Annotated in this window: 22 protein-coding genes; 13 read left to right on the plus strand and 9 right to left on the minus strand. The window is 70.3% G+C overall.

The window, feature by feature from the left end:
* Nucleotides 1–133 precede the first annotated feature (133 nt).
* Nucleotides 134–772, minus strand: a complete 639-nt coding sequence (gene nth / locus AVTE2539_RS06305) for an endonuclease III (RefSeq protein ID WP_272564115.1) — start codon at nt 770–772, stop codon at nt 134–136.
* Nucleotides 773–941: 169 nt separating this feature from the next.
* On the opposite strand from nth, the gene AVTE2539_RS06310 reads away from it, so the two are divergent.
* From AVTE2539_RS06310 to AVTE2539_RS06335, 6 genes are all read left to right on the plus strand, one after another.
* Complete coding sequence (locus AVTE2539_RS06310; RefSeq protein WP_284399342.1) at nt 942–1,322, plus strand: hypothetical protein; 381 nt, start codon at nt 942–944, stop codon at nt 1,320–1,322.
* Nucleotides 1,323–1,333: 11 nt separating this feature from the next.
* Nucleotides 1,334–1,465: a hypothetical protein gene (locus AVTE2539_RS06315; protein WP_272564113.1), complete on the plus strand. Its 132-nt coding sequence runs from the start codon at nt 1,334–1,336 to the stop codon at nt 1,463–1,465.
* Nucleotides 1,458–2,603: a GNAT family N-acetyltransferase/peptidase C39 family protein gene (locus tag AVTE2539_RS06320; protein ID WP_284408972.1), complete on the plus strand. Its 1,146-nt coding sequence runs from the start codon at nt 1,458–1,460 to the stop codon at nt 2,601–2,603. The genes AVTE2539_RS06315 and AVTE2539_RS06320 overlap by 8 nt, the downstream gene beginning before the upstream one ends.
* A gap of 1 nt (nt 2,604) precedes the next feature.
* Nucleotides 2,605–4,191, plus strand: coding sequence for a RimK family ATP-grasp domain-containing protein (locus AVTE2539_RS06325; protein ID WP_284408975.1), 1,587 nt, complete (start codon nt 2,605–2,607; stop codon nt 4,189–4,191).
* Nucleotides 4,192–4,318: 127 nt separating this feature from the next.
* Nucleotides 4,319–6,457: a prolyl oligopeptidase family serine peptidase gene (locus tag AVTE2539_RS06330; RefSeq protein WP_284408977.1), complete on the plus strand. Its 2,139-nt coding sequence runs from the start codon at nt 4,319–4,321 to the stop codon at nt 6,455–6,457.
* A 160-nt stretch (nt 6,458–6,617) separates the two neighbouring features.
* Nucleotides 6,618–7,814, plus strand: coding sequence for an aminotransferase-like domain-containing protein (locus AVTE2539_RS06335; RefSeq protein ID WP_284409459.1), 1,197 nt, complete (start codon nt 6,618–6,620; stop codon nt 7,812–7,814).
* A gap of 90 nt (nt 7,815–7,904) precedes the next feature.
* Here AVTE2539_RS06335 and AVTE2539_RS06340 read toward each other — a convergent pair whose 3' ends face one another.
* Nucleotides 7,905–8,669: a sulfite exporter TauE/SafE family protein gene (locus AVTE2539_RS06340; RefSeq protein ID WP_284408979.1), complete on the minus strand. Its 765-nt coding sequence runs from the start codon at nt 8,667–8,669 to the stop codon at nt 7,905–7,907.
* A 98-nt stretch (nt 8,670–8,767) separates the two neighbouring features.
* Between AVTE2539_RS06340 and AVTE2539_RS06345 the strand changes: the two genes are divergently transcribed.
* From AVTE2539_RS06345 to AVTE2539_RS06355, 3 genes are all read left to right on the plus strand, one after another.
* A complete protein-coding gene (locus tag AVTE2539_RS06345) occupies nt 8,768–9,673 on the plus strand; it encodes a LysR family transcriptional regulator (protein ID WP_284408981.1) in 906 nt (301 codons plus the stop codon).
* Nucleotides 9,674–9,699: 26 nt separating this feature from the next.
* Nucleotides 9,700–9,918: a SlyX family protein gene (locus AVTE2539_RS06350; RefSeq protein WP_272564107.1), complete on the plus strand. Its 219-nt coding sequence runs from the start codon at nt 9,700–9,702 to the stop codon at nt 9,916–9,918.
* Nucleotides 9,919–9,985: 67 nt separating this feature from the next.
* Entirely contained in the window at nt 9,986–10,990 is a 1,005-nt protein-coding gene (locus AVTE2539_RS06355) for an aldo/keto reductase (protein WP_284408983.1), read from the plus strand.
* A 24-nt stretch (nt 10,991–11,014) separates the two neighbouring features.
* On the opposite strand, the gene AVTE2539_RS06360 is transcribed toward AVTE2539_RS06355, so the two are convergent.
* On the minus strand, nt 11,015–12,286 hold the full coding sequence (locus tag AVTE2539_RS06360; protein WP_284408985.1) for a DEAD/DEAH box helicase: 1,272 nt from the start codon (nt 12,284–12,286) through the stop codon (nt 11,015–11,017).
* A gap of 208 nt (nt 12,287–12,494) precedes the next feature.
* Here AVTE2539_RS06360 and AVTE2539_RS06365 point away from each other — a divergent pair, with 208 nt between their 5' ends.
* Nucleotides 12,495–12,854 (plus strand): translation initiation factor Sui1, encoded by a 360-nt coding sequence (locus AVTE2539_RS06365; RefSeq protein ID WP_284408987.1) that lies wholly within the window; start codon nt 12,495–12,497, stop codon nt 12,852–12,854.
* A gap of 11 nt (nt 12,855–12,865) precedes the next feature.
* Entirely contained in the window at nt 12,866–13,105 is a 240-nt protein-coding gene (locus AVTE2539_RS06370) for a DUF3820 family protein (protein WP_284408989.1), read from the plus strand.
* A gap of 17 nt (nt 13,106–13,122) precedes the next feature.
* Here the strand turns inward: AVTE2539_RS06370 and AVTE2539_RS06375 are convergent, their stop codons facing one another.
* Together AVTE2539_RS06375 and AVTE2539_RS06380 are read right to left on the minus strand one after the other, a co-directional pair.
* Nucleotides 13,123–13,548 carry a group III truncated hemoglobin gene (locus tag AVTE2539_RS06375; protein WP_284408991.1) on the minus strand — a complete coding sequence of 142 codons (426 nt, stop codon included), beginning with the start codon at nt 13,546–13,548 and terminating at the stop codon, nt 13,123–13,125.
* A gap of 88 nt (nt 13,549–13,636) precedes the next feature.
* The gene (locus AVTE2539_RS06380; RefSeq protein ID WP_284408993.1) at nt 13,637–14,575 is read right to left on the minus strand and encodes an HTH-type transcriptional regulator ArgP; all 939 of its coding nucleotides are present in this window, start codon (nt 14,573–14,575) and stop codon (nt 13,637–13,639) included.
* A 68-nt stretch (nt 14,576–14,643) separates the two neighbouring features.
* Between AVTE2539_RS06380 and AVTE2539_RS06385 the strand changes: the two genes are divergently transcribed.
* Complete coding sequence (locus AVTE2539_RS06385) at nt 14,644–15,303, plus strand: LysE/ArgO family amino acid transporter (RefSeq protein WP_284408995.1); 660 nt, start codon at nt 14,644–14,646, stop codon at nt 15,301–15,303.
* A 120-nt stretch (nt 15,304–15,423) separates the two neighbouring features.
* On the opposite strand, the gene AVTE2539_RS06390 is transcribed toward AVTE2539_RS06385, so the two are convergent.
* Nucleotides 15,424–16,317 carry a LysR family transcriptional regulator gene (locus tag AVTE2539_RS06390; protein ID WP_284408997.1) on the minus strand — a complete coding sequence of 298 codons (894 nt, stop codon included), beginning with the start codon at nt 16,315–16,317 and terminating at the stop codon, nt 15,424–15,426.
* 154 nt (nt 16,318–16,471) lie between these two features.
* On the opposite strand from AVTE2539_RS06390, the gene AVTE2539_RS06395 reads away from it, so the two are divergent.
* On the plus strand, nt 16,472–17,212 hold the full coding sequence (locus AVTE2539_RS06395; RefSeq protein ID WP_284408999.1) for an SDR family NAD(P)-dependent oxidoreductase: 741 nt from the start codon (nt 16,472–16,474) through the stop codon (nt 17,210–17,212).
* Between the two features lie 154 nt (nt 17,213–17,366).
* Here AVTE2539_RS06395 and AVTE2539_RS06400 read toward each other — a convergent pair whose 3' ends face one another.
* The 3 genes from AVTE2539_RS06400 to AVTE2539_RS06410 all read right to left on the minus strand — a co-directional run bounded on the left by AVTE2539_RS06400 (nt 17,367) and on the right by AVTE2539_RS06410 (nt 20,258).
* On the minus strand, nt 17,367–18,152 hold the full coding sequence (locus tag AVTE2539_RS06400) for a MetQ/NlpA family ABC transporter substrate-binding protein (RefSeq protein ID WP_284409001.1): 786 nt from the start codon (nt 18,150–18,152) through the stop codon (nt 17,367–17,369).
* 256 nt (nt 18,153–18,408) lie between these two features.
* Nucleotides 18,409–19,122 carry a phosphoserine phosphatase SerB gene (serB, locus tag AVTE2539_RS06405; protein ID WP_272564097.1) on the minus strand — a complete coding sequence of 238 codons (714 nt, stop codon included), beginning with the start codon at nt 19,120–19,122 and terminating at the stop codon, nt 18,409–18,411.
* 158 nt (nt 19,123–19,280) lie between these two features.
* The gene (locus tag AVTE2539_RS06410; RefSeq protein ID WP_284409004.1) at nt 19,281–20,258 is read right to left on the minus strand and encodes a Bug family tripartite tricarboxylate transporter substrate binding protein; all 978 of its coding nucleotides are present in this window, start codon (nt 20,256–20,258) and stop codon (nt 19,281–19,283) included.
* Between the last annotated feature and the right edge of the window lie 105 nt (nt 20,259–20,363).

Below are 20,363 nucleotides of genomic sequence, written 5' to 3' on the forward strand. Positions count from 1 at the left end.
TCCGGCGGCGCGCGGTGCCGGCCGTGGGGTGAATCCGCCACCCACGGGCGCTAGGGTGTGGTGCTATGAAAAATATAGCTATACGCCCTAGTATCAATTGTGCTGGAGGCACTTTGGATGCCCAGCCGTCCTGTCACGGCGGCGGGGTCTTGGGCTGGTAGTCGCAGTACGGCGCCACCACGCATTCCCAGCAGCGCGGCTTGCGCGCCTGGCACACGTAGCGGCCCAGCAGGATCAGCCAGTGGTGCGAGTCCACCGCATAGGCCGCAGGAACACGCTTCATCAGCTGCAACTCCACCGCCAGCGGGTTCTTGCCGGGCGCGAGGCCCGTGCGGTTGCTGACGCGGAAGATGTGCGTGTCCACCGCCATGGTGGGCTGGCCGAACGCCACGTTCAGCACCACGTTGGCCGTCTTGCGGCCCACGCCGGGCAGGGCCTCCAGCGCCTCGCGGGTGCGGGGCACCACGCCGCCGTGCTGCTCCACCAGGATGCGGCAGGTGGCCATCAGGTGACGGGCCTTGCTGCGGTACAGCCCGATGGTCTTGATGTAGCCCTCCAGCCCTTCCAGCCCGAGGTCGAGGATGGCCTGCGGCGTGCCCGCCACCGGAAAGAGCTTGCGCGTGGCCTTGTTGACGCCCACGTCGGTGGCCTGGGCCGAGAGCAGCACCGCGGCCAGCAGCTCGAACACGGTGGTGTATTCCAGCTCCGTGTTGGGCATGGGGTTGGCGGCCTTCAGGGCGGCGAAGAAGGGTTCGATCTGCGCGGTCTTCATGGTGGAAATGTCGTTGTGGGCACGCGGGGAGCCGCATTGTCCCGCAGCCGGCCGCCCGGGCGTCTGCCGGTCCGGCGGTGGGCCGCCGTCCGGGCGGGTTGACGGGGAATTGACGGGCGCCGGCGCATTTTTTACGGCGTTTTTATGCCGGCGTTCCTAGACTGGGGCCATGTTCCACCCGCAGCCCGCCACCGCCCGCCGGCACCCCTCCGGCCCCGTGGCGGCGACTCGCCCCATGCCGCATTCCTGCGCTTTTCCGACCCTTCACCGCGTGGCCCTGGAGGCCCGGCCGCCGGCTGACAGCGACATCGTCGTGCTGCCGCTGCGCCTCTTTCACACCGACGTGCTGGAAGGGCGCCGCTCGCTGCACCGCATCCTGGGCCCGCGCGTGCAGGGCTACCGCATCGACGTGGATGCGGCGCGGCACTGCATCCGCATCGAGATGAACGTGCGCCGCGGCGAACTGGCCGCGTGCCTGCGGCTGCTGACGGCCGGCATGCCCTGCGCGGAATTCGGCCGCATCGCCCGGCCCACCCACTGGATGCACTGAGAACCTGTTCGATGCACGACGTTGCCCTGCACCTCTTTCTGGCCCTGCTCGTGGTCTTCCTGCCGCTGGGCGGCGCCTGGTGCCTGCTGTACTGGATGGAGCGCCCGGCCCCGCGCCCGGACAGCGGGCGCGATCATGAATAAGGCCCGGCCCCGTGCCACGCCCGGGCGGGCGATCGATGCCGGCGTGCCTGCCGATGCCCGCGCGCTGGAGGCGATCGAGCGCGCCTCGTTCCTGGGAGACCGCATCTCGCTGCCGAGCTGGCGGCGCCTGCTGCGCAGCCGTTCGGCCCGCGTGATGGTGGCGCGGCCGGCGGCGGGCGCGGTCCCGGGCGGCGGCGCGCTGCTGGGCGCCTGCGTGGTCCTGCGCCGCCAGGGCACCTCGGTGGCGCGGCTGTATTCCATCGCGGTGGCGCCCCAGGCGCGCCACGGCGGCATCGCCAGTGCGTTCCTGGCGGAGGCGCTGGACTGCGCGCGCCATTGGGGCTGCGCCCTGCTGCGCCTGGAGAGCCGGGCCGAGAACGTGGCCGCCCACCGGCTGTTCCAGCGCTTCGGGTTCGTGGCGGTGGGCCGCGCGCCCGCCTATTACGCGGACGGCGCGGATGCGATCCGCTTCGAGAAGGACGTGTTCGACGGCCACCGCCGGGACCGGCTGATGCTGCCCGGGGCCCGGCACTACGGACAGACGCTCGACTTCACCTGCGGCCCTTGCGCGCTGCTGATCGCCATGTCGGCCCTGGCGCCGGACACCGTGCTGGACCAGGCCGCCGAGATCCGCCTGTGGCGCGAGGCGACCACGGTGTTCATGGCCGCGGGCCATGGCGGCTGCGGCCCGTTCGGCCTGGCCTGCGCCGCCCTGCGCCGTGGCTTCGGTGTGGCGGTGTACGCCGCCGCGGGCTCGTCGCTCTTCATGGACAGCGTGCGCGAGCCCCACAAGAAGCGCGTGATCCAGCACGTGGAGGACGATTTCCGCGCCGAACTGGTGGCGCATGGCGCGCCGGTGTTCGCGCTGCCCGTCTCGCCCGAGGGCGTGATCGAGCAGTTGCGCCACGGGCACGTGCCCATCGTGCTCATCAGCCTGTGGCGGCTGCACCGCGAAAAGGCACCGCACTGGGTCGTCATCACCGGCTTCGACGGCACGGTCTTCCGGGTGCTGGACCCCATGGCCCGTTCGGGCGAGGGCGACGGCGGCGTGTCGGTGAGCCTGTCCGAATTCAAGAAGATGGCCCGCTACGGGCGCCGCCGCCGGACAGCGGCCGTCATCCTGTCCAGAAAGCCTTGAAGTGACTTCAGAACATGTGATCGTGGTGGAAAGACGCTCGGATTTCCGCTGGAGCGACCCCGGGGTGCGCATCGTCACCGCGGAGGCGTTCATCGCCGAGGAGCCGCGCCCCCGAGCGCGTGCGCGCAAGGTCACCAACCTGTGCCGCAACTACAGCTACCTGGGCATGGGCTACTACTGCTCGCTGCTGGCCGAAGCGCGGGGCGACCGGGTCACGCCCAGCGTCGAGACCATCGTGGCCCTGCAGCGCGGCAAGCAGCAGGCGGCCTCGCTGGCCGCGCTGGACCGCCTGATCGGTCCGCTGAACAGCGTGCCGCAGTCCGTCAGCTCGCTCACGCTGCACGTGTTCTTCGGACTGGCGGAGGACGCGGAACTGACCGCGCTTGCGCGCAAGAGCTTCGAGCTGTTCCGCTGCCCGCTGCTGCGGTTGCACCTGCAGCGGCGCGAGCCATCGCCCGGCTGGCACGTCGCCGCGCTGCAATCGCTGGATCCGCGCGATGTGGATGCCCACCGCGACGGCCTGTTCGACGAGGCCCTGGCGCATTTCACGCGCCGCCACTGGCGGCCTGCCGCGCCGGTGGCCGCGCCGCGCATGGACCTGGCCATCCTGCACGACCCCAACGACCCGCTGCCGCCGTCCAGCCGCCGCACGCTGCAGAAGATCGTGGACGTGGGCCACGGCATGGGCATCGCGGTCGAACTGATCGAGAAGAAGGATTTCTCGCGCCTGACCCAGTTCGATGCGCTCTTCATCCGCGAGACCACGGCGGTCAACCACCACACCTTCCAGTTCGCCAAGAAAGCCGCGGCCGAGGGCATGCCGGTGATCGACGATCCGGTGTCCATCCTGCGATGCACCAACAAGGCGTATCTGGCCGAGCTGCTCAAGGGCCACGGCATCGCCACGCCGCGCACGCACCTCGTGAGCCGCCGCACGCTGGGCGATCTGCCGCGGGGCCTGGCCTACCCGGTGGTGGTGAAGGTGCCGGACGGCTCGTTCAGCCGCAGCGTGAAGAAGGCCGAGAACGCCGAGGCGCTGCACGCCATTGCGCGCGAAATGCTCCGCGAGTCCGGGATCATCCTGCTGCAGGAGTTCATGTACACCGACTTCGACTGGCGCATCGGCCTGGTGGGCGGGGAGCCCCTGTTCGCAGCGAAGTACTACATGTGCGAAGGCCACTGGCAGATCCTGCGGCACGGCGAAGACGGCGGGTACGTGGAGGGCCGAACCCAGGCCGTGTCCCTGGATGCCGTGCCGCCGCCGGTGCTGCAGGCCGCCACGCGCGCGGCGCGGCTGGTCGGCAACGGCTTTTACGGCGTGGACCTCAAGTGCAATGCGGCCGGCGCCCATGTCATCGAGATCAACGACAACCCGAACCTGGACGCCGGCGTGGAGGATGCGCTGGTGGGTGATGCGCTGTACCGCACGCTGCTGGGCCATCTGCTCGCGCACATGGACTGGCGGCTGAACCGGGAGGGCGCTGCGCCCCCCTGCAGCGGGCCGGCGCCGCGGCACCTGGCCGCCTGCCAGGGGACGGCGCGGTGGTCCGAGCCCGCCGGCACCGGTGCGGCCGTGCCCGCGCGGTAGCAAGCGGCAGGGCCCGCTGCCTCGCAAAACTCCGGCCAAGCCCCGGTCCGGCACAGGGCAAGCCGGGGCGGCGAAAATCTCCGAAGACCGGCCGTGCCGGCCCGGAACGCCATCCCTCAAGGAACCCATGCCCGAATCCACGCCGCCCATCGCAACGCCCGCCCACGATCCCGCGCAGGATGAAGACCCCCACCAGTGGCTCGAATCGGTGGACAGCGAACGCGCCCTGGCCTGGGTGCGCGAGCGCAATGCGCATTCCGAGGCGGTGCTGACGGCCCGGCCGGAATATGCCCCCACGCGCGAGCAGTTGCTGGACATCATGGACGCCAAGGACCGCATTCCCAGCGTGGTGCGGCGTGGCGACTGGCTCTACAACCTGTGGCAGGACGGGCACCACCGCCGCGGGCTGTGGCGGCGCACCACGCTGGCCGGGTACCGCGCGCCCGAACCCGCGTGGGAAACGGTGCTCGACCTGGATGCCCTCGCCCTGGCCGAGGACGAGAACTGGGTCTGGGGCGGGGCCGAGGTGCTGGGCCCGGAGTACCGCCACGCCCTGGTGTCGCTCTCTCGCGGCGGGGCCGACGCCACGGTGATCCGCGAGTTCGACCTGGTGTCGCGGCAGTTCGTCGAAGCGGGTTTCGCCCTGCCCGAGGCCAAGTCGGACGTGACCTGGATCGACGCCGAAACGGTCTACGTGAGCACCGATTTCGGCGAGGGCTCCCTGACCGAATCGGGCTACCCCCGCATCATCAAACGCTGGCGGCGCGGCACGCCGCTGGCCGGCGCGGTCACGGTGTTCGAGGGCGAGGCGTCGGACGTGGGCGTGGGGGTGGGCGTGGACCGCACGCCGGGCTTCGAGCGCACCGTGTTCACCCGCATGATCGACTTCTACCGCCACGAGGTCTGGCTGACGGAGGGGCCTGCCGAAGCGCCGGATGCCGCCCCCGTGCGGCTGGACGTGCCGGACGACGCCATTCCCGACTTCGTGCGCGGCACGCTGCTGCTGGAGCTGCGCAGCGACCTGGTGCTGGGGCAGGCGCACTTCGCCGCCGGCTCGCTGCTGCATGCCGACGCGGCGGCCTGGCTGCGTGGCGAGCGCCGGGCCGCGGCGCTGTTCACCCCCACGGCCACGCGCTCGCTGGCCGGCTACGACACCACGCGCGACCACGTGCTGCTGCAGGTGATGGACAACGTGGCCGAGCGGCTGGAGCTGTGGCACCGGCCCGGGGGCGAGGGCGGTCCCTTCGTCGGCCGCGCGGTGGACACGCCGTTCCCCGGCCAACTGGGCGTGACGGCCCTGCACGACCCGCTGCTGGCCGACGACCCGCTGGCCGAGCATTACCTGCTGTCGTACACCGACTTCACCACGCCCGCCTCGCTGTTCCTGGCCCGCACCGCCGATGACGAGCGCGAGTTGCTCAAGGCCGGGCCGGCGCGCTTCGATGCCGAAGGCATGCGCACCGAGCAGTGCTTCGCCACCTCGGCCGACGGCACGCGCGTGCCGTATTTCGTGCTGTGGCCGCGCGGCGCGCAGGCCGATGGCAACAACCCCACGCTGATCTACGGCTACGGCGGCTTCGAGCATGCGCTCACGCCCTGGTACGCCGCCGACTACGGCCGGGCCTGGTGCGAGCAGGGCGGCGTGCTGGTGGTGGCCAACCTGCGCGGCGGCGGCGAGTACGGCCCGGCGTGGCACCAGGCGGCGGTGCGCGAACACAAGCAGCGCAGCTACGACGACCTGATCGCCATCGCACAGGACTTGATCGCGCGCGGCGTGACCCGGCCCGTGCACCTGGGCATCCAGGGCGGCAGCAATGGCGGGCTGCTGGTGGGCGCGGTGATGGTGCAGCGGCCCGACCTGTTCAACGCGGTGGTGTGCCAGGTGCCGCTGCTGGACATGCGGCGCTATCACACGCTGCTGGCGGGCGCGTCGTGGATGGCCGAGTACGGCGATCCGGACGATCCGGCCGACTGGGCCTTCATCGCGCGCTACAGCCCCTACCACCAGGTGCGGGCCGATGCGCGCTATCCCCGGGTGCTGTTCACCACCTCGACACGCGATGACCGGGTGCACCCCGGCCACGCGCGCAAGATGGCCGCGCGCATGCTGGCGCAGGGGCACGACCTGCTGTACTACGAGAACACCGAAGGCGGCCACGGCGGCGCGGCCGACAACGCGCAGCGCGCCCACCTGCTGGCGCTGGAGTTCGCCTACCTGTGGCAGCAGCTGGGCCCGCGGCCCGCGGTGGCCACCGCCGCCCGCTGAATGCCGTATCGGCCGCAGCGGCGCAGCATTTCGCCACCGGGGCCGTGGCGGCGCGCCGCGGCCCCGGCGCGCCGGCCGCGGGCACTGGCACCACACGCAGGAAAACGCCACGCCGATTTGGCGACAATCGCATCCAGAAAGTGAGACCCCGACCATGCCCCTGCAATTCGCCGACCGACTGAACAATGTAGAGACCTCCGCCATCCGCGAGCTTTTCAAGCTGCTGGGCAAGCCCGGCATCATCAGCTTTGCCGGGGGATTTCCGGACAGCGCGATGTTCGACGTGGACGGCATCCGCGAGGCCTCCAATAAAGCCCTGGCCGAGGAGCCGGGCGCGGCCCTGCAGTACGGCGCCACCGAGGGCTACAACCCCCTGCGTGAGCAACTGGCCGCCTTCATGGCCAGCAAGGGCGCCAGGGACGTGGCGACCGACAACCTCATCGTCACCACCGGCAGCCAGCAGGCGCTGGACCTGCTGGGCAAGACGCTCATCAGCCCCGGCGACAAGGTGATCGTGGAAGGCCCCACCTTCCTGGCCACCATCCAGTGCTTTCGCCTCTACGGCGCCGAGCTGATCAGCGCGCCGGTCGATGGCGAAGGCGTGGACACCGACGCGCTGGAAAAGCTCATCGCTGAGCACCGCCCCAAGTTCGTCTACCTCATCCCCACCTTCGGCAACCCCAGCGGCGCGCTGCTGAGCCTGGAGCGCCGCCGAAAGGTGCTGGAGATGGCCGCCCGCCACCAGACGCTGATCGTCGAGGACGACCCCTACGGCGACCTGTACTTCGGCGAGGCGCCGCCCCCCAGCCTGCTGGCGCTGTCGGCCGACGTGCCTGGCAGCCGCGACCTGCTGGTGCACTGCGGCAGCTTGAGCAAGGTACTGAGCCCGGGCCTGCGCGTGGGCTGGCTCATCGCCCCGGCCGAGCTGCTGGCCAAGGCCACCATGTGCAAGCAGTTCAGCGACGCGCACACCAGCACCTTCGCGCAGGCCACGGCCGCGCAGTACCTCAAGGCCGGCCGCATGCCCGCCACGCTGGCCAAGGTGCGCGCGGTGTATGCCGAGCGCGCCCAGGCCATGGGCGATGCGTTGCGCAAGGAACTGGGCGATGCCATCGCGTTCGTGCAGCCGCAGGGCGGCCTGTTCGTCTGGGCACGCCTCACCGGCGTGCGCGGCCAGGTGGCCGACGGCAACGTGCTGGCCAGGAAGGCCATCGAGCAGGGCGTGGCCTTCGTGCCCGGCACGCCATTCTTCTGCGCGCAGCCCGACCACGCCACGCTGCGCCTGTCGTTCGCCACGGCCGATGTGGACAAGATCCGCGAGGGCGTGGCCCGGCTGGGCCAGGCGGTGCGCGCCTGACCGGCCGGCTGCGGACCGGCGCGGCGCCTGCTGGCGCTGCCCTGACCACCCCCGAGGGCGCCATGGCGCCTTTTTTCATGGCCGCACCGGTCAGGCCTGCAAGGACACCAGCCCGCGCACGGCCATGTAGAGACCCAACAGCCCCAGGCCGATGAAAAAGCAGGCCTTGAACCGCGCGGGCGACAGGCGTCCCCGTAGCCACTGGCCGGCCGCCATGCCGATGACGGCGGGCACCAGCAGCGCCACGGACGACAGGGCTGCCGCGCCCGGGTACGCCCCGTTGGCGGCCAGGGCGGCGCCCAGCACCAGGGTGGAGACGGTGAACGACAGCCCCATGGCCTGCACGAGCTCGTCCCGCGCCAGGCCCAGCGACTGCAGGTAGGGTACCGCCGGCACCACGAACACGCCGGTGGCGGCCGTGACCAGGCCCGTCGCCACGCCCACGGCCGGCCCCAGCCAACGTTCGGCGCGCGCCGGCACCTGCAGCGGGGCGCCGCGCAGGCCCCAGGCGGCGTACATGACCAGCACGGTGCCCAGCGCCACCTCCGCCCCCTGGCCGGCGGGCGCGCCGATCCACGCCGCCCCCGCGAGCGTGCCCGCGCACACGCCCAGCTGCATGCCGCCCAGCCGGCGCACCATCGGCCCCAGACCCGACAGGGGCCGCAACTGCAGCAGGTTGGTCACGAGCGAGGGCACCACCAGCAAGGCCGCCGCCTGGGCGGGGGGCATGACCAGGGCCAGCAGCGCCATCGCGACGGTCGGCAGCCCCAGGCCCACCACGCCCTTGACGCACCCGGCGAGCAGGAAGACGGCCGTGGCCGGGAGGAAGGCGGTGGGGGTGAGCGATGCGGTCATGCTGTGGATTGTTGGAGGCGCCCGTTAACCCGGCAATCGGGATTCGGCGCAGCCTGCCTCAGGCGAGGCCATAGGCAGGGCGTGCTACCTTGGCGCCCATGGCATTCGACCTGACCGATCTGCGACTGTTCGCCAACGTGCTGGAGGCGGGCACCATCACCGCCGGCGCATCAGCCAGCTGCATCACGCTGGCATCGGCCAGCGAGCGCATCCGCGGCATGGAATCCGCGCTGGGCGTGCCGCTGCTGCTGCGAACGCGGCGCGGCGTGTCGCCCACCCCCGCCGGGCGGACCTTGCTGCAGCACGCGTTGATCGTGCTGCAGCAGATCGAGCGCATGCAGGGGGACTTGGGCGACCATGCCTCGGGCCTGCGCGGCCACGTGCGCCTGATGTGCAACAGCGCCGCGCTGAGCGACTGGCTGCCCGACCGGCTGGCGGGTTTCCTGCACGACCATCCCGGCATGTCGGTGGACCTGCAGGAGCGCCCCAGCCACGAGATCGTGGACGCCTTGCGCCACGGCGTCTGCGAGATCGGCGTGCTGGCCGATTCGGTCGATGCCGTGGGCTTGCAGGCCTTCGTGCTGGGGGCGGACCCGCTGGTGCTGGTGGTTCCGCGCGGGCATGCGCTGGCGGCACGCCGCCGCATCGCATTCGCCGAGGTGCTGGGCTGGGAACTGGTGGGCCTGCCGGCCGGCAGCGCGCTGGACGACCACCTCGCGGGCCATGCCCGCCGGCTGGGCACCCGCCCGCGCTACCGCATCCGCCTTGGCAGCTTCGAGGCGGTCTGCCGCATGGTGGGGCAGGGCGTGGGCCTGGCCGTGGTGCCGCGCGCCGTGGTGCAGCGCTGCGGCCGTTCGGCCGGCGTGCGGGCCGTGGTCCTGGACGACGCGTGGGCTGCGCGCTCGCTGGTGCTGTGCGTGCGGGAACTGGACGCACTGCCGGCCCCCGCCCGGCAACTGGTGGCACGGGTGCTGGGGGCGTCGCCAGGCACCGGCGGCGGGTGAAGCGTGGTTTCGGTTCCAATAGCGGCATGCCCGACACCCATCCCAATGAACAGCGCCTGAACGAGCTGGAGATCAAGGCCAGCTTCGCCGAAGACCTGCTCGACCAGCTCAACCTCACCATCTACCGGCAACAGCAGCAGATCGACCGGCTCATCGCCGAGGTGTCCCAACTGCGCCAGCAGATCCCCGAAGGCGGCGGGGCGGCCGTGCGCAGCCTGCGCGACGAACTGCCGCCGCACTACTGACCTGCCGCGCGCCCCCGCCGGGTTCGCTCTTCCTTCCTCTTTTTCTTCACACCGAAAGGTCCCTGCCATGCAATACCGCCGCCTTGGCCGCAGCAACCTGCAAGTCTCCGCCCTGTGCCTGGGCACCATGATGTTCGGCGACCAGACGGGGCGCGACGAGGCCGCGGCCATCGTGGCCGACGCGCGCGAGCGCGGCGTGAACTTCATCGACACGGCCGACGTGTACACCCGGGGCGCGTCGGAAACGATGCTGGGCGGGTTGCTCAAGGGTCAGCGCCACGACTGGGTGCTGGCGACCAAGCTGGGCAACAAGATGTCCGACCGGGTGAACGAATCGCAGTATTCCCGCACCTGGATGCTGCGCGAGGTGGATGCCAGCCTGGCCCGGCTGCAGACCGACCACGTGGACATCCTGTACCTGCACCGCGACGTCAACGACATGGACCTGCAGGAGCCGTTGTTCGCCATCGATGCGCTGCTGCGCGCCGGCAAGATCCGCTACTGGGGCGTGTCCAACTTCCGCGCCTGGCGCATCACCGAGCTGGTGCATCTGGCGGCGCGCATGGGCCTGCCCGGGCCCGTGGTCTGCCAGCCGTACTACAACCTGCTCAACCGCATGCCCGAGGTCGAGATCCTGCCGGCCTGCGCGCACCACGGCGTGGGCGTTGTGCCCTACAGCCCGATCGCGCGCGGCGTGCTCACCGGCAAGTACCTGCCGGGCCAGCCGCCGGCCGAGGGCACGCGCGCGGCACGCGGCGACAAGCGCATGGCCGAGACCGAGTTCCGCGAGGAATCGCTGCAGGTCGCGCAGCAGTTGAAACAGCATGCCGAGGAACGCGGCGTGACGCTGGCCCAGTTCGCCACGGCCTGGGTGCTGGCGCACCGCGCGGTGAGCGCCGTGATCGCCGGCCCGCGCACCCTGGCGCAGTGGCAGGACTACGCGCCCGCGCTGGCCGTGGAGATCACCGCGCAGGACGAAGCGCTGGTGAATGAGCTGGTGGCCCCGGGCCACCCGTCCACCCCGGGCTACACCGACCCGGCCTATCCGCTGTACCCGCGCACCCGGGCCTGATCGAGCGACGACGGCTGGCGCGGCTCAGTCGTCCGCGCCGCCGTCCTGATCCTGGCGGGCCGCAGCCGCGCGCAGCTTGTCTTTCTTGCTCGGGCGCTTGCCCTTGATGCCGCCGTTGCCCGGCGGCGTGGCCGGCGCGGCTTCGGTGGGCTCGAAGCCGGGGATCTGCTCCAGCGGCAGGGCCATGCGCTGGCGCTTTTCGATCAGGCGCCAGTGGGCCTCGGTGCTGGCGCTGACGAAGCTCACGGCCACGCCGGTCTCGCCCGCGCGGCCGGTGCGGCCGATGCGGTGCACGTAATCGGTCACCGAGCGGGGCAAGTCGAAATTGACCACCACGGGCAACTGGGCGATGTCGATTCCGCGCGAGGCGAGGTCGGTCGTCACCACCACCTGCCAGCGGTCGTCCTTGAACTCCTGCAGCACCTGCTTGCGCGCGCCCTGGCTCAGGCCGCCATGGAAGGGCGAGGCGAAGATGCCGGCCTGGTAGAGCTTCTCGGCCACATGCTCGGCGGCGTACTGCGTGGCCACGAACACCAGCACGCGCGACCATTCGTGCGTCTGCACCAGGTGGCGCAGCAGCTGCGTGCGCCGGCCCGGGTCCACGGCGATGGCGCGTTGGGCGATGTCGGGCGTGGTCTCGGGCGAGTGGGCGATCTCGATGCGCACCGGCTCGCGCAGCAGGCCGTCGGCCAGCGCGGCCACCGCCGGTGCGAAGGTGGCCGAAAACAGCAGGTTCTGCCGCTGCACGGGCAACAGGGCCAGCACGCGGTTCAGTTCCTCCGCGAAGCCTAAGTCGAGCAGGCGGTCGGCCTCGTCCAGCACCAGGGTCTGCACGGCGGAGAGCGCCACCGCGTTGTGGTCCACCAGGTCCAGCAGGCGGCCCGGCGTGGCGACGACGATGTCGGCCCCGCTGCGCAGGCCCATCATCTGCGGGTTGATGGAGACGCCGCCGAACACCACGGCAACCGCCAGGCGCTGCGGCAGCAGGTGCCGGGCCAGATCGCGCAGGACCTCGCCGACCTGCTCCGCCAGCTCGCGCGTGGGCACCAGCACCAGGGCCCGCACGCGGCGCGCCCCCCGGCCGGCCTGGGCCAGCGTGTGCGGCAGGCACTGCTGCAGCAGCGGCAAGGCGAAGGCGGCGGTCTTGCCCGAACCGGTCTGCGCACAGGCCCGCACGTCGGCGCCGCGCAGCACGGCCGGAATGGCCTCGGCCTGGACCGCCGTGGGCGTGGTGAAGCCCATCGCATCGGCGGCGTGGACAAGGGCGGGCGAGAGGCCGAGGGAAGCAAAAGGCATGGCAGGCGCGCACCGGGGCGCGAAGGAGGGAACCCGCGATTGTGCCGCCCTGGGGCGGGATGCGGATAATTCGCGGTCTTTGAGGCCTTTCCTGCCTCATTTCCTGCCTTCACTTTTTGCCCGCCGTCCTTCGCCCGCGCCCCGGGCCCCTCGCCATGCGCCTGATTGCCACTGCCGCCGTTTTCTTCAAAGCCCAGGGGGTGCTGCCATGCGCCTGAGCGACCTGGGCGGCCTCGTCTATTCGACCGAATCGGGCCGCATGTGCCCCGGCTGCCGCCAGCCCGTGGCGCAGTGCGCCTGCCAGGCGGCACGCGCGGTGCCGGTGGGCGATGGCACCGTGCGGGTCTCTCGCGAGACCAAGGGGCGGGGCGGTAAGGCGGTCACGGTGGTGAAGGGCGTGGCGCTCGACGAGGCCGCGCTGGCGCTGCTGGGCAAGCAGCTCAAGGCCGCGTGCGGCAGCGGCGGGACCGTGAAGGACGGCGTGATCGAGGTGCAGGGCGACCATGTCGAGCGCGTGATGGACGTGCTGCGGCAACGGGGCCACACCGTCAAGCGGGCCGGGGGCTGAGAGGCGCCGCCATGGATCCGGAACAACTGCAGCGCCTGCTGACCGTCCAGATGCCCTACGGCAAGTACAAGGGCCATGCCATTGCGGACCTGCCGGGCAACTACCTGAACTGGTTCGCCCGCGAGGGCTTTCCGCGAGGAGATCTGGGCCGGCTGCTGGCCCTCATGCACGAGATCGACCACAACGGCCTGTCGGCCCTGCTGGAGCCGCTGCGCGCCCAGGCCGGGCAGGGCCCGGCGACCCGGCGCTGAACCGCCGCCGCGCGCCCTCAGTGGCCGCCGGCCGGCATGTCGAAGGCCGGCAGGTGCCCGAAGCATTTGCGGAACAGCGCGCGGGCCACGCCGTGCGCGGCCTGCTGCAGCGAATGCGCGACCTCCGGCGCGAAGCGGCGCTCGGTGTGCTGTTGCCACAGCCCCACCCAGGCCGCGAAATGCGCCGGCGTCACGCCCTCCAGCGCGCCGTGCTGTGCTAGCACGTTGCGGCGGTAGCGCCGGCTGCCCAGCGCCACCGTGCTCCAGAAGTCCACCATGCGCGCCAGGTGCGGCTCCCAGCGGTCCTGCAGCGCCGCGTCGAACACGGGGCCCAGCAGGGCATCGGCGCGCACGTCGGCGTAGAAGCCGTGCACGAGGTCGGTGATGCCCACCAGGTCCAGAGCGTGCCGAACGGGGGGCTGAAGGGGAGCGGTTGAATCCATCGGATCGGTGCGCGGGGCTGCGCGGTGGTTGAAGTCGGGTGGTCGGGTGGGTTGGACCGGGCCGGGGCAGAGCATGCCCGTTCCGGCGTCAAGGGGTTTGACGCGCAGCAAGCGATGGTCGCGCCGTGCCGTCGCCCAGCCAGGCCCCCGCCGCCGCCATCACGCAGCGCGTGAGCCGCTCCAGCCCCGCCTGGGCCGAGCGCGGCAGCGCCCAGTACAGGGGCACGTCCATCCCCGCCTGCGGCCGCAGCTCCACCAGCGTGCCATCGGCCAGTTGCCGTTCGATCAGCACGGTGGGGTGCATGCCCCAGCCCATGCCGACCTCGCAGCTGCGCAGGAAGCCCTGGTTGGACGGCATGAAGTGGCGGGGCGGATGGCGGCGCGAGGCCAGGCCCTGGCGCTGCAGCCACTGGTCCTGCAGGCGGTCGTTGCGGCCATAGACCATCATGGGCGCGAGCGCCGCGGTCTCGGGCGTCACGCCGCCGACGAAGTGGCGCGCCACGAATGGCGGGCTGCCGACCGCCACGTAGTGCATGGCGCCCAGCGGCCAGGTGTTGCAGCCCGCGATGCTGCCCGCGCTGGCGGTGACGGCGGCAATCACCTCGCCTTCGCGCAGTCGCTGGGCGGTGTGTTCCTGGTCGTCGATGCGGATGTCCAGTAGTTCGTTTCCTCCTGCGGTGAAGGCCGCCATCGCGTCCATGAACCAGGTCGACAGGGAATCGGCATTCACCGCCAGCTTCAATGTGGGGGCTGGCGCCTGGGTGTCGGGCATCAACGCAGGGTTGGCACGGCGCAGTTCGTTTTCCAGCAAGGCCACCTGTTCCACGTGCAGGCAGAGCCGGCGGCCCGCGTCGGTGCCCGTGCACGGCGTTCCGCGCAGCACCAGCACCTGGCCTGCGCGCTCTTCCAACTGCTTCACGCGTTGCGAGATGGCCGAGGGCGTGACGTGCAGCTTGCGCGCAGCGCGCTCGAAGCTGCCTTCGCGCACCACGGCCGCCAAGGCTTCCAGGCCGGCATAGTCAAGCATTAGTTTTGCTTCATATTGCTTAGAGACTTTAAGTTTACTTAAATCAATGCGGTTCGGACAATTCACCCATGTGGATCGCTTCGCCCCCCTCCTTTTCTGCCGCTTCCGCCTCCGCCTCGTGGCTGGCCGGATTCACGGTGTGCCTGACGTTGATCGTCTCCATCGGCGCACAGAACCTGTTTGTGCTGCGCCAGGCCGTGCAGGGCCGTCATGTACGCGCCTGCATTGCCTGGTGCGTCATCAGCGACGCGTTGCTGGTGGCGATGGGCGTGGCCGGCATGGCGCAGCTGCTGGGCCAATCGCCCACGCTGGCTTGGTGCCTGACGTTGGGCGGGGCGGTGTTCCTGTTCGCGTACGGATGCTTCGCGTGGCACCGGGCGTTCTGCGCACCTCAGGCGGCGCTGGCCGCCACGGGGCGGACCGAACGCAGTGCATTGGGCGTCGTCGGCGCGCTGGCCGTCATCACGTTGCTCAATCCGCACGTGTACCTGGACACCGTGGTGCTGATCGGGTCGATTGGCGCGCGGCAGGATGGCGGCCTGAAGTGGGTCTTCGTGGTGGGTGCCGCCTGCGCCAGCCTGCTGTGGTTTCTCGTGCTGGCCTTCGCGGGTCGGCGGCTGCAGCACGTGTTCGCCGATCCGCGCGCGTGGCGGGTGCTCGACACGTTGACGGGTGCCACCATGTTTGCGCTGGCGTGGTGGGTGGCGCGCAGCCTGCAGGGCGATTGATCCGGCGAGCGAGCGAGCGAGTGAGCGCGCCGGCGGCGGTGCCGCCACGTGCGGATCACCGAGCCGCAGCGCCTTCGCTTGATCACCGTGCTGCCCCCTTTGTGCGGCGTGGCGCGGCCTTCAGGGCCTGGCGCGGGCCTGCAGGAAGTCGATGAACACGCGCAGCTTGCGCGGCACGTGGGTGCGGCTCGGGTGGTAGAGGTAGAAGCCCGGAAAGGTCGGCCACCAGGGCTTGAGCACCGGCATCAGCCGGCCTGCGGCGATGTCGTCGGCCACCTGCACTTCGAACACGCAGGCGATGCCGGCGCCGGCGCGCACTGCCGCGATCAGGATGTCTCCGTCGTTCGAGATCAGCGGCCCCTGCACTTCCACCTCGACCGCGCGCCCCCTGTTCGTGTATTCCCAGCGGTAGATCCCTCCGCCCAGCCGCACGTTGAGGCAGCGATGGCCGGCCAGGTCCTGGGGCACCTGCGGCAAGGCGCGTCCTTGCAGGTAACGGGGGGACGCCACCGTCGCGATGCGCTGCCGCCCGCCGATGGGCACGGCCACCACGTCCTGCGCCAGGGACTCCCCCAGTCGGATGCCGGCATCGAAGCCGCCAGCCACGATGTCGAGCAGCGCGTTGTCGCAATGCAGGTCGAGCGTGATGTCCGGGAACTCCGCGAGGAACGCCTGCAGGTGCGGTAGCACCACGATGTCGGCGGCGGTGCGCGAAACATTGAGCCGCAGCAGCCCTGACGGCCTGTCTCGCGACTCGTTCATGCTTTCGATGGCAAGCGCCAACGACGCCAGGCTCGGTTGCGCCTGTGCCAGGAACCGCTGGCCCAGTTCAGTGACGCCGACGCGCCGCGTCGAACGGTCGAGCAGCCGCACACCCAGACTGGCTTCCAGCTTGCGGATCGTCTGCGACAGCGCCGACGGCGACACGCCCAGTTCCGCGGCGGCCCGGGTGAAGCTCGCATGGTGCGCAACGCGCGCGAACGCGGCAATGGGGGCAAGGAGATCGGGGGGCATGGGGCTGATTGTGAAGCACTGCTTCATGCCGCATGCCGCGAGCACCCATTTATCTGAAGCGACATTGTGCCTATCGTTGGCGCTTCTCCGGCCCGGCGCCGATGGGAATCCCAGCACTTCATTCCTCCACCCTCATCACCCCAAAGGCACATCCATGAACTCACTCTCAGGCAAGGTCGCGATCGTCACCGGTTCGTCCAAAGGCATCGGTGCCGGCATCGCCGAGCGACTGGCCGCCGATGGCGCGTCCATCGTCGTGAACTACGCCACCGCCGCATCGGACGCGGACGTCGTCGTGCGCCGCATCACCGCCGCCGGTGGCCGGGCAGTCGCCGCGCAGGCAGACCTATCGCAGCCATCGCAGATCCAGCCGTTGATCGATGCTGCCCTCGCACAGTTCGGTCGGCTGGACATCCTCGTGAACAACGCGGGCATCTACCGCATGGACTCGCTGGATTCGCTGACGGCGGACAGCATCGATGCCCACTTCGCGCTCAACGTGCGGGGTTTGCTTTTGACCACGCAGGCTGCTGCGCGCGTGCTGCCGGCGGGTGGCGTCGTGGTCAACATCAGTTCGGGGCTGGCCAAGAGTCCCTACCCGGTGGTGCATGCCTACTCGGCCACCAAGGGCGCCGTCGACACGCTGACGCGTTCGCTGGCCATAGAGCTTGGACCCCGCCAGATCCGGGTGGTGGGCATCGCCCCGGGCTTCGTGAAAACGGAAGGCAGTGCCGATGCCCCCAAGGAAATGGTCGACATGCTGGTCGGCAAGACGCCGCTCGGCCGGGTGGGGACGCCGGCGGACATCGCCGACGCCGTGGCGTTCGCGGTGTCGCAGCGCGGTGGATGGATCACCGGAACGACCATCGACGTTGCCGGGGGCATGGTGTTCTGAGCCCCATCGGAGTCCGGCGGCTCAACGCGCCGGTGCGCCGGTGCGCTGCTGGCGCTGGCCACCGGACGCGACGGCCGTCTGCAGGCGACGCGGCCCGCACGCATCGCCGCGTGTGCCGGTGCGTGCGGGCCGCAGGCGCGACGTTGGTCCGCCCTCAGAACGCGGGCACCACGGCGCCCTGGTACTTGTCCTGGATGAACTTCTTCACTTCCGGCGTGTGCAGCGCCTTCACCAGCTTCTGGATGCGGGGGTCGTTGGCGCGGTCGGCGCGCGCGGCCACCAGATTGGCGTAGGGCGAGTCGGCGCCTTCGATGAACAGCGCATCCTTGGTGGGGTTGAGCTTGGCCTCGATGGCGTAGTTGGTGTTGATGAGGGCCAGGTCCACGTCCTGCAGCGCGCGCGGCAGCAGGGCGGCTTCGAGTTCGCGGAATTTGAGCTTCTTGGGGTTCTTCACGATGTCGATCGGGGTGGCCGTGATGTTCTTGGGGTCCTTCAGCTCGATCAGGCCCTGCTTTTGCAGCAGGATCAGCGCGCGGCCAGCGTTGGACGGGTCGTTGGGGATGGCGACCAGAGCGCCTTCCTTGAGCTCGCCCACGGCCTTGATCTTCCGGGAGTAGGCGCCGAAGGGCTCCACGTGCACCTTGCCGTCGGGCACGGCGACGATGCTGCTCTTGCGGTCCTTGTTGTAGCTGTCCAGGTAGGGCTGGTGCTGGAAGAAGTTGGCGTCCAGCTGCTTGTCTTCCACCGCGGCATTGGGCTGGATGTAGTCGCTGAATTCCTTGACCTGCAGGTCCACGCCCTGGGCCTTGAGCTGCGGCTTCACGAAGTTCAGGATTTCCGCATGCGGCACCGCCGAGGCCGCGACCTTGAGCACATCGGCGGCATGCGCCGAGAAGGCCAGGGTGGCAACGGCAATGGCGGACAGCGTTTTCTTCAGCATGGAGAGGGCTTTCATTTCAGTCGGTTGGATCGGTCGGCGGACGCCTCAGCGCGCGCCGTTGGAAGACGTGAATGTAGTGAAGGGCGCGGGCATGCGCCATTCTTTTATTTTCATATCGATATAAAGAGCGATCCTCTTATGCGATCTGACGAATCGCCATTCAAATGAAAAGAGGCTGATGCCCTAGTATCGTTTGGCTTGGTTGCTATTGAAAGAATAGCATTCGGAGTGGCGCGCCGATGGGCACGCCAGGGCGTCAGCGCAGCACTTCCAGCAGGCGATCCAGCCCGCCTTCGTTGATCGCCACCTTGGCCTGGGCCCGCACCGCCGGCTTGGCGTGGTAGGCCACCGACAGGCCCGCGGCCCCCATCATGGGCAGGTCGTTGGCGCCGTCGCCCACGGCAATGGCCTGGCTGGGCGAAATGCCCAGGAGCGAGGCCACCTCCAGCAGCGTCCGGCGTTTCTCGGCGCCGTCGCAGATGTCGCCCCAGGCCTGGTCCACCATGCGGCCGGTGAGCACGCCGTCCTCGACCTCCAGCTGGTTCGACCGCGCGAGATCGATGCCCAGCCCGGCGCGGACCCGGTCAGCGAAGAACGTGAAGCCGCCCGAGACCAGCAGCGTGGTCAAGCCCGCGGAGCGGGCCGCGGCCACCAGTTCCTTGGCACCGGGGTTGAAGCGCAGCCGCTCGGCGAACACGTGTTCCAGGTGCCCGACGGTCACGCCGCGCAGCAGGGCCACGCGCTGGCGCAGGCTTTCCTTGTAGTCGGTGATCAGGCCCTGCATGGCGGCCTCGGTGATGGCGGCCACTTCGGCCTTGCGGCCCGCCGCGTCGGCGATCTCGTCCACGCACTCGATGTTGATCAGGGTGGAGTCCATGTCGAATGCGATGAGCTTGAAGTCCGACAGGGACAGCGGGGTGGAAAGGCCTTGGACGACAAGGCCGGGAGCGAATTCGGTGGCGGCACTCATGGATGGGGGGAGGAAAGATCCTGCGGCGAAGACAAAAGGAAGGGGAGGGGACTGCCCGGCGCGCCGCAGCGGCGTTCCGGGACACAGCGGGGATTATCCCCAGGTCGCCTGCCGCTGCCTGCCTTTGCCGTGATCGCTGCCGCTCCCGCCTCGTTGCTTCACTGGGGCGCCAGCCCGGCCGCCTTGACCAGTTCGGCGTGCAGTTTGATTTCCGCGGCGATGGTGTCCTGCAGTTGCTGGGTGGTGCCCGGCGCCACTTCCATGCCGCTGGCCGCCAGCCGGGTCTGGGTGTCGCCCGCCAAGGCGGCGTGGGCGGCGCTGCGCAGCCGGTCGATGACGGGCTGCGGCGTCTTGGCCGGTGCCAGCAGGCCGACCCAGGCCGACAGCTCCACCTGCGGCACGCCGCTTTCCGCCATGGTGGGCACCTGGGGCAGCACTGCCGAACGCTGTGCGCTCATCACCGCCAGCGCCTGCAGCTTGCCCGACTGGATGTGGGGCAACGCTTCGGGCAGCACGGCGAACATGAGGTCCACGTTGCCCGCCAGCGTGTCGTTGATGGCCGGGGCACCGCCCTTGTACGGCACATGCAGCATGCTCGATTGCGTGCGGGTGCCGAACATCAGCGCCGCCAGGTGCTGCGGGCTGCCGTCGCCCGACGATGCGTAGGTCACCCGGCCCGGTGCGGCCCGGGCGGCCTGCAGCACGGCGGCCACGCTCGGAAACTTCTGCGCGTCCTTGGCCACCAGCACCATCGGCTGGTTCACCAGCTTGGTGATGGGCACGAAGTCGGCCTGCGGGTCATAGGGCAGGGTCTTGAAGATGCTCTTGTTGGTGGTCAGGAACGACGCCGGCGACACCATGACCGTGTAGCCGTCCGGCGCCGCGCGGGCCACCATGGGCGTGCCGATCTGGCCCGAGGCGCCCGCCTTGTTGTCCACCACGAACGGCTGGCCCAGTTCGGCCGCCATCTTCTGGCCCACCATGCGCGCGATCATGTCGGCGCTGCCGCCGGCGGGGAGCGCGACGATCACTTTCACCGGGCGGTCCGGGTAGGTGCCCTGGGCCAGCGCGGGCGCTGCCGTGGCCACGAGGCCGAGGGCGCAGAAAAATGCCGGGATCGGGCGTGCAACACGCATGGGCGGACTCCTTGGATCGGTTGGAACGAATGGCCGCCGGTGCCATCCCGGCGCGTGCCATCGTCCAAGCAATTCCTGCACCTGTTCGCGGTGTGCTGGCGCGTG

It is taken from the genome of Acidovorax sp. SUPP2539, from assembly GCF_030158975.1.
Lineage (GTDB): Bacteria > Pseudomonadota > Gammaproteobacteria > Burkholderiales > Burkholderiaceae_C > Paracidovorax.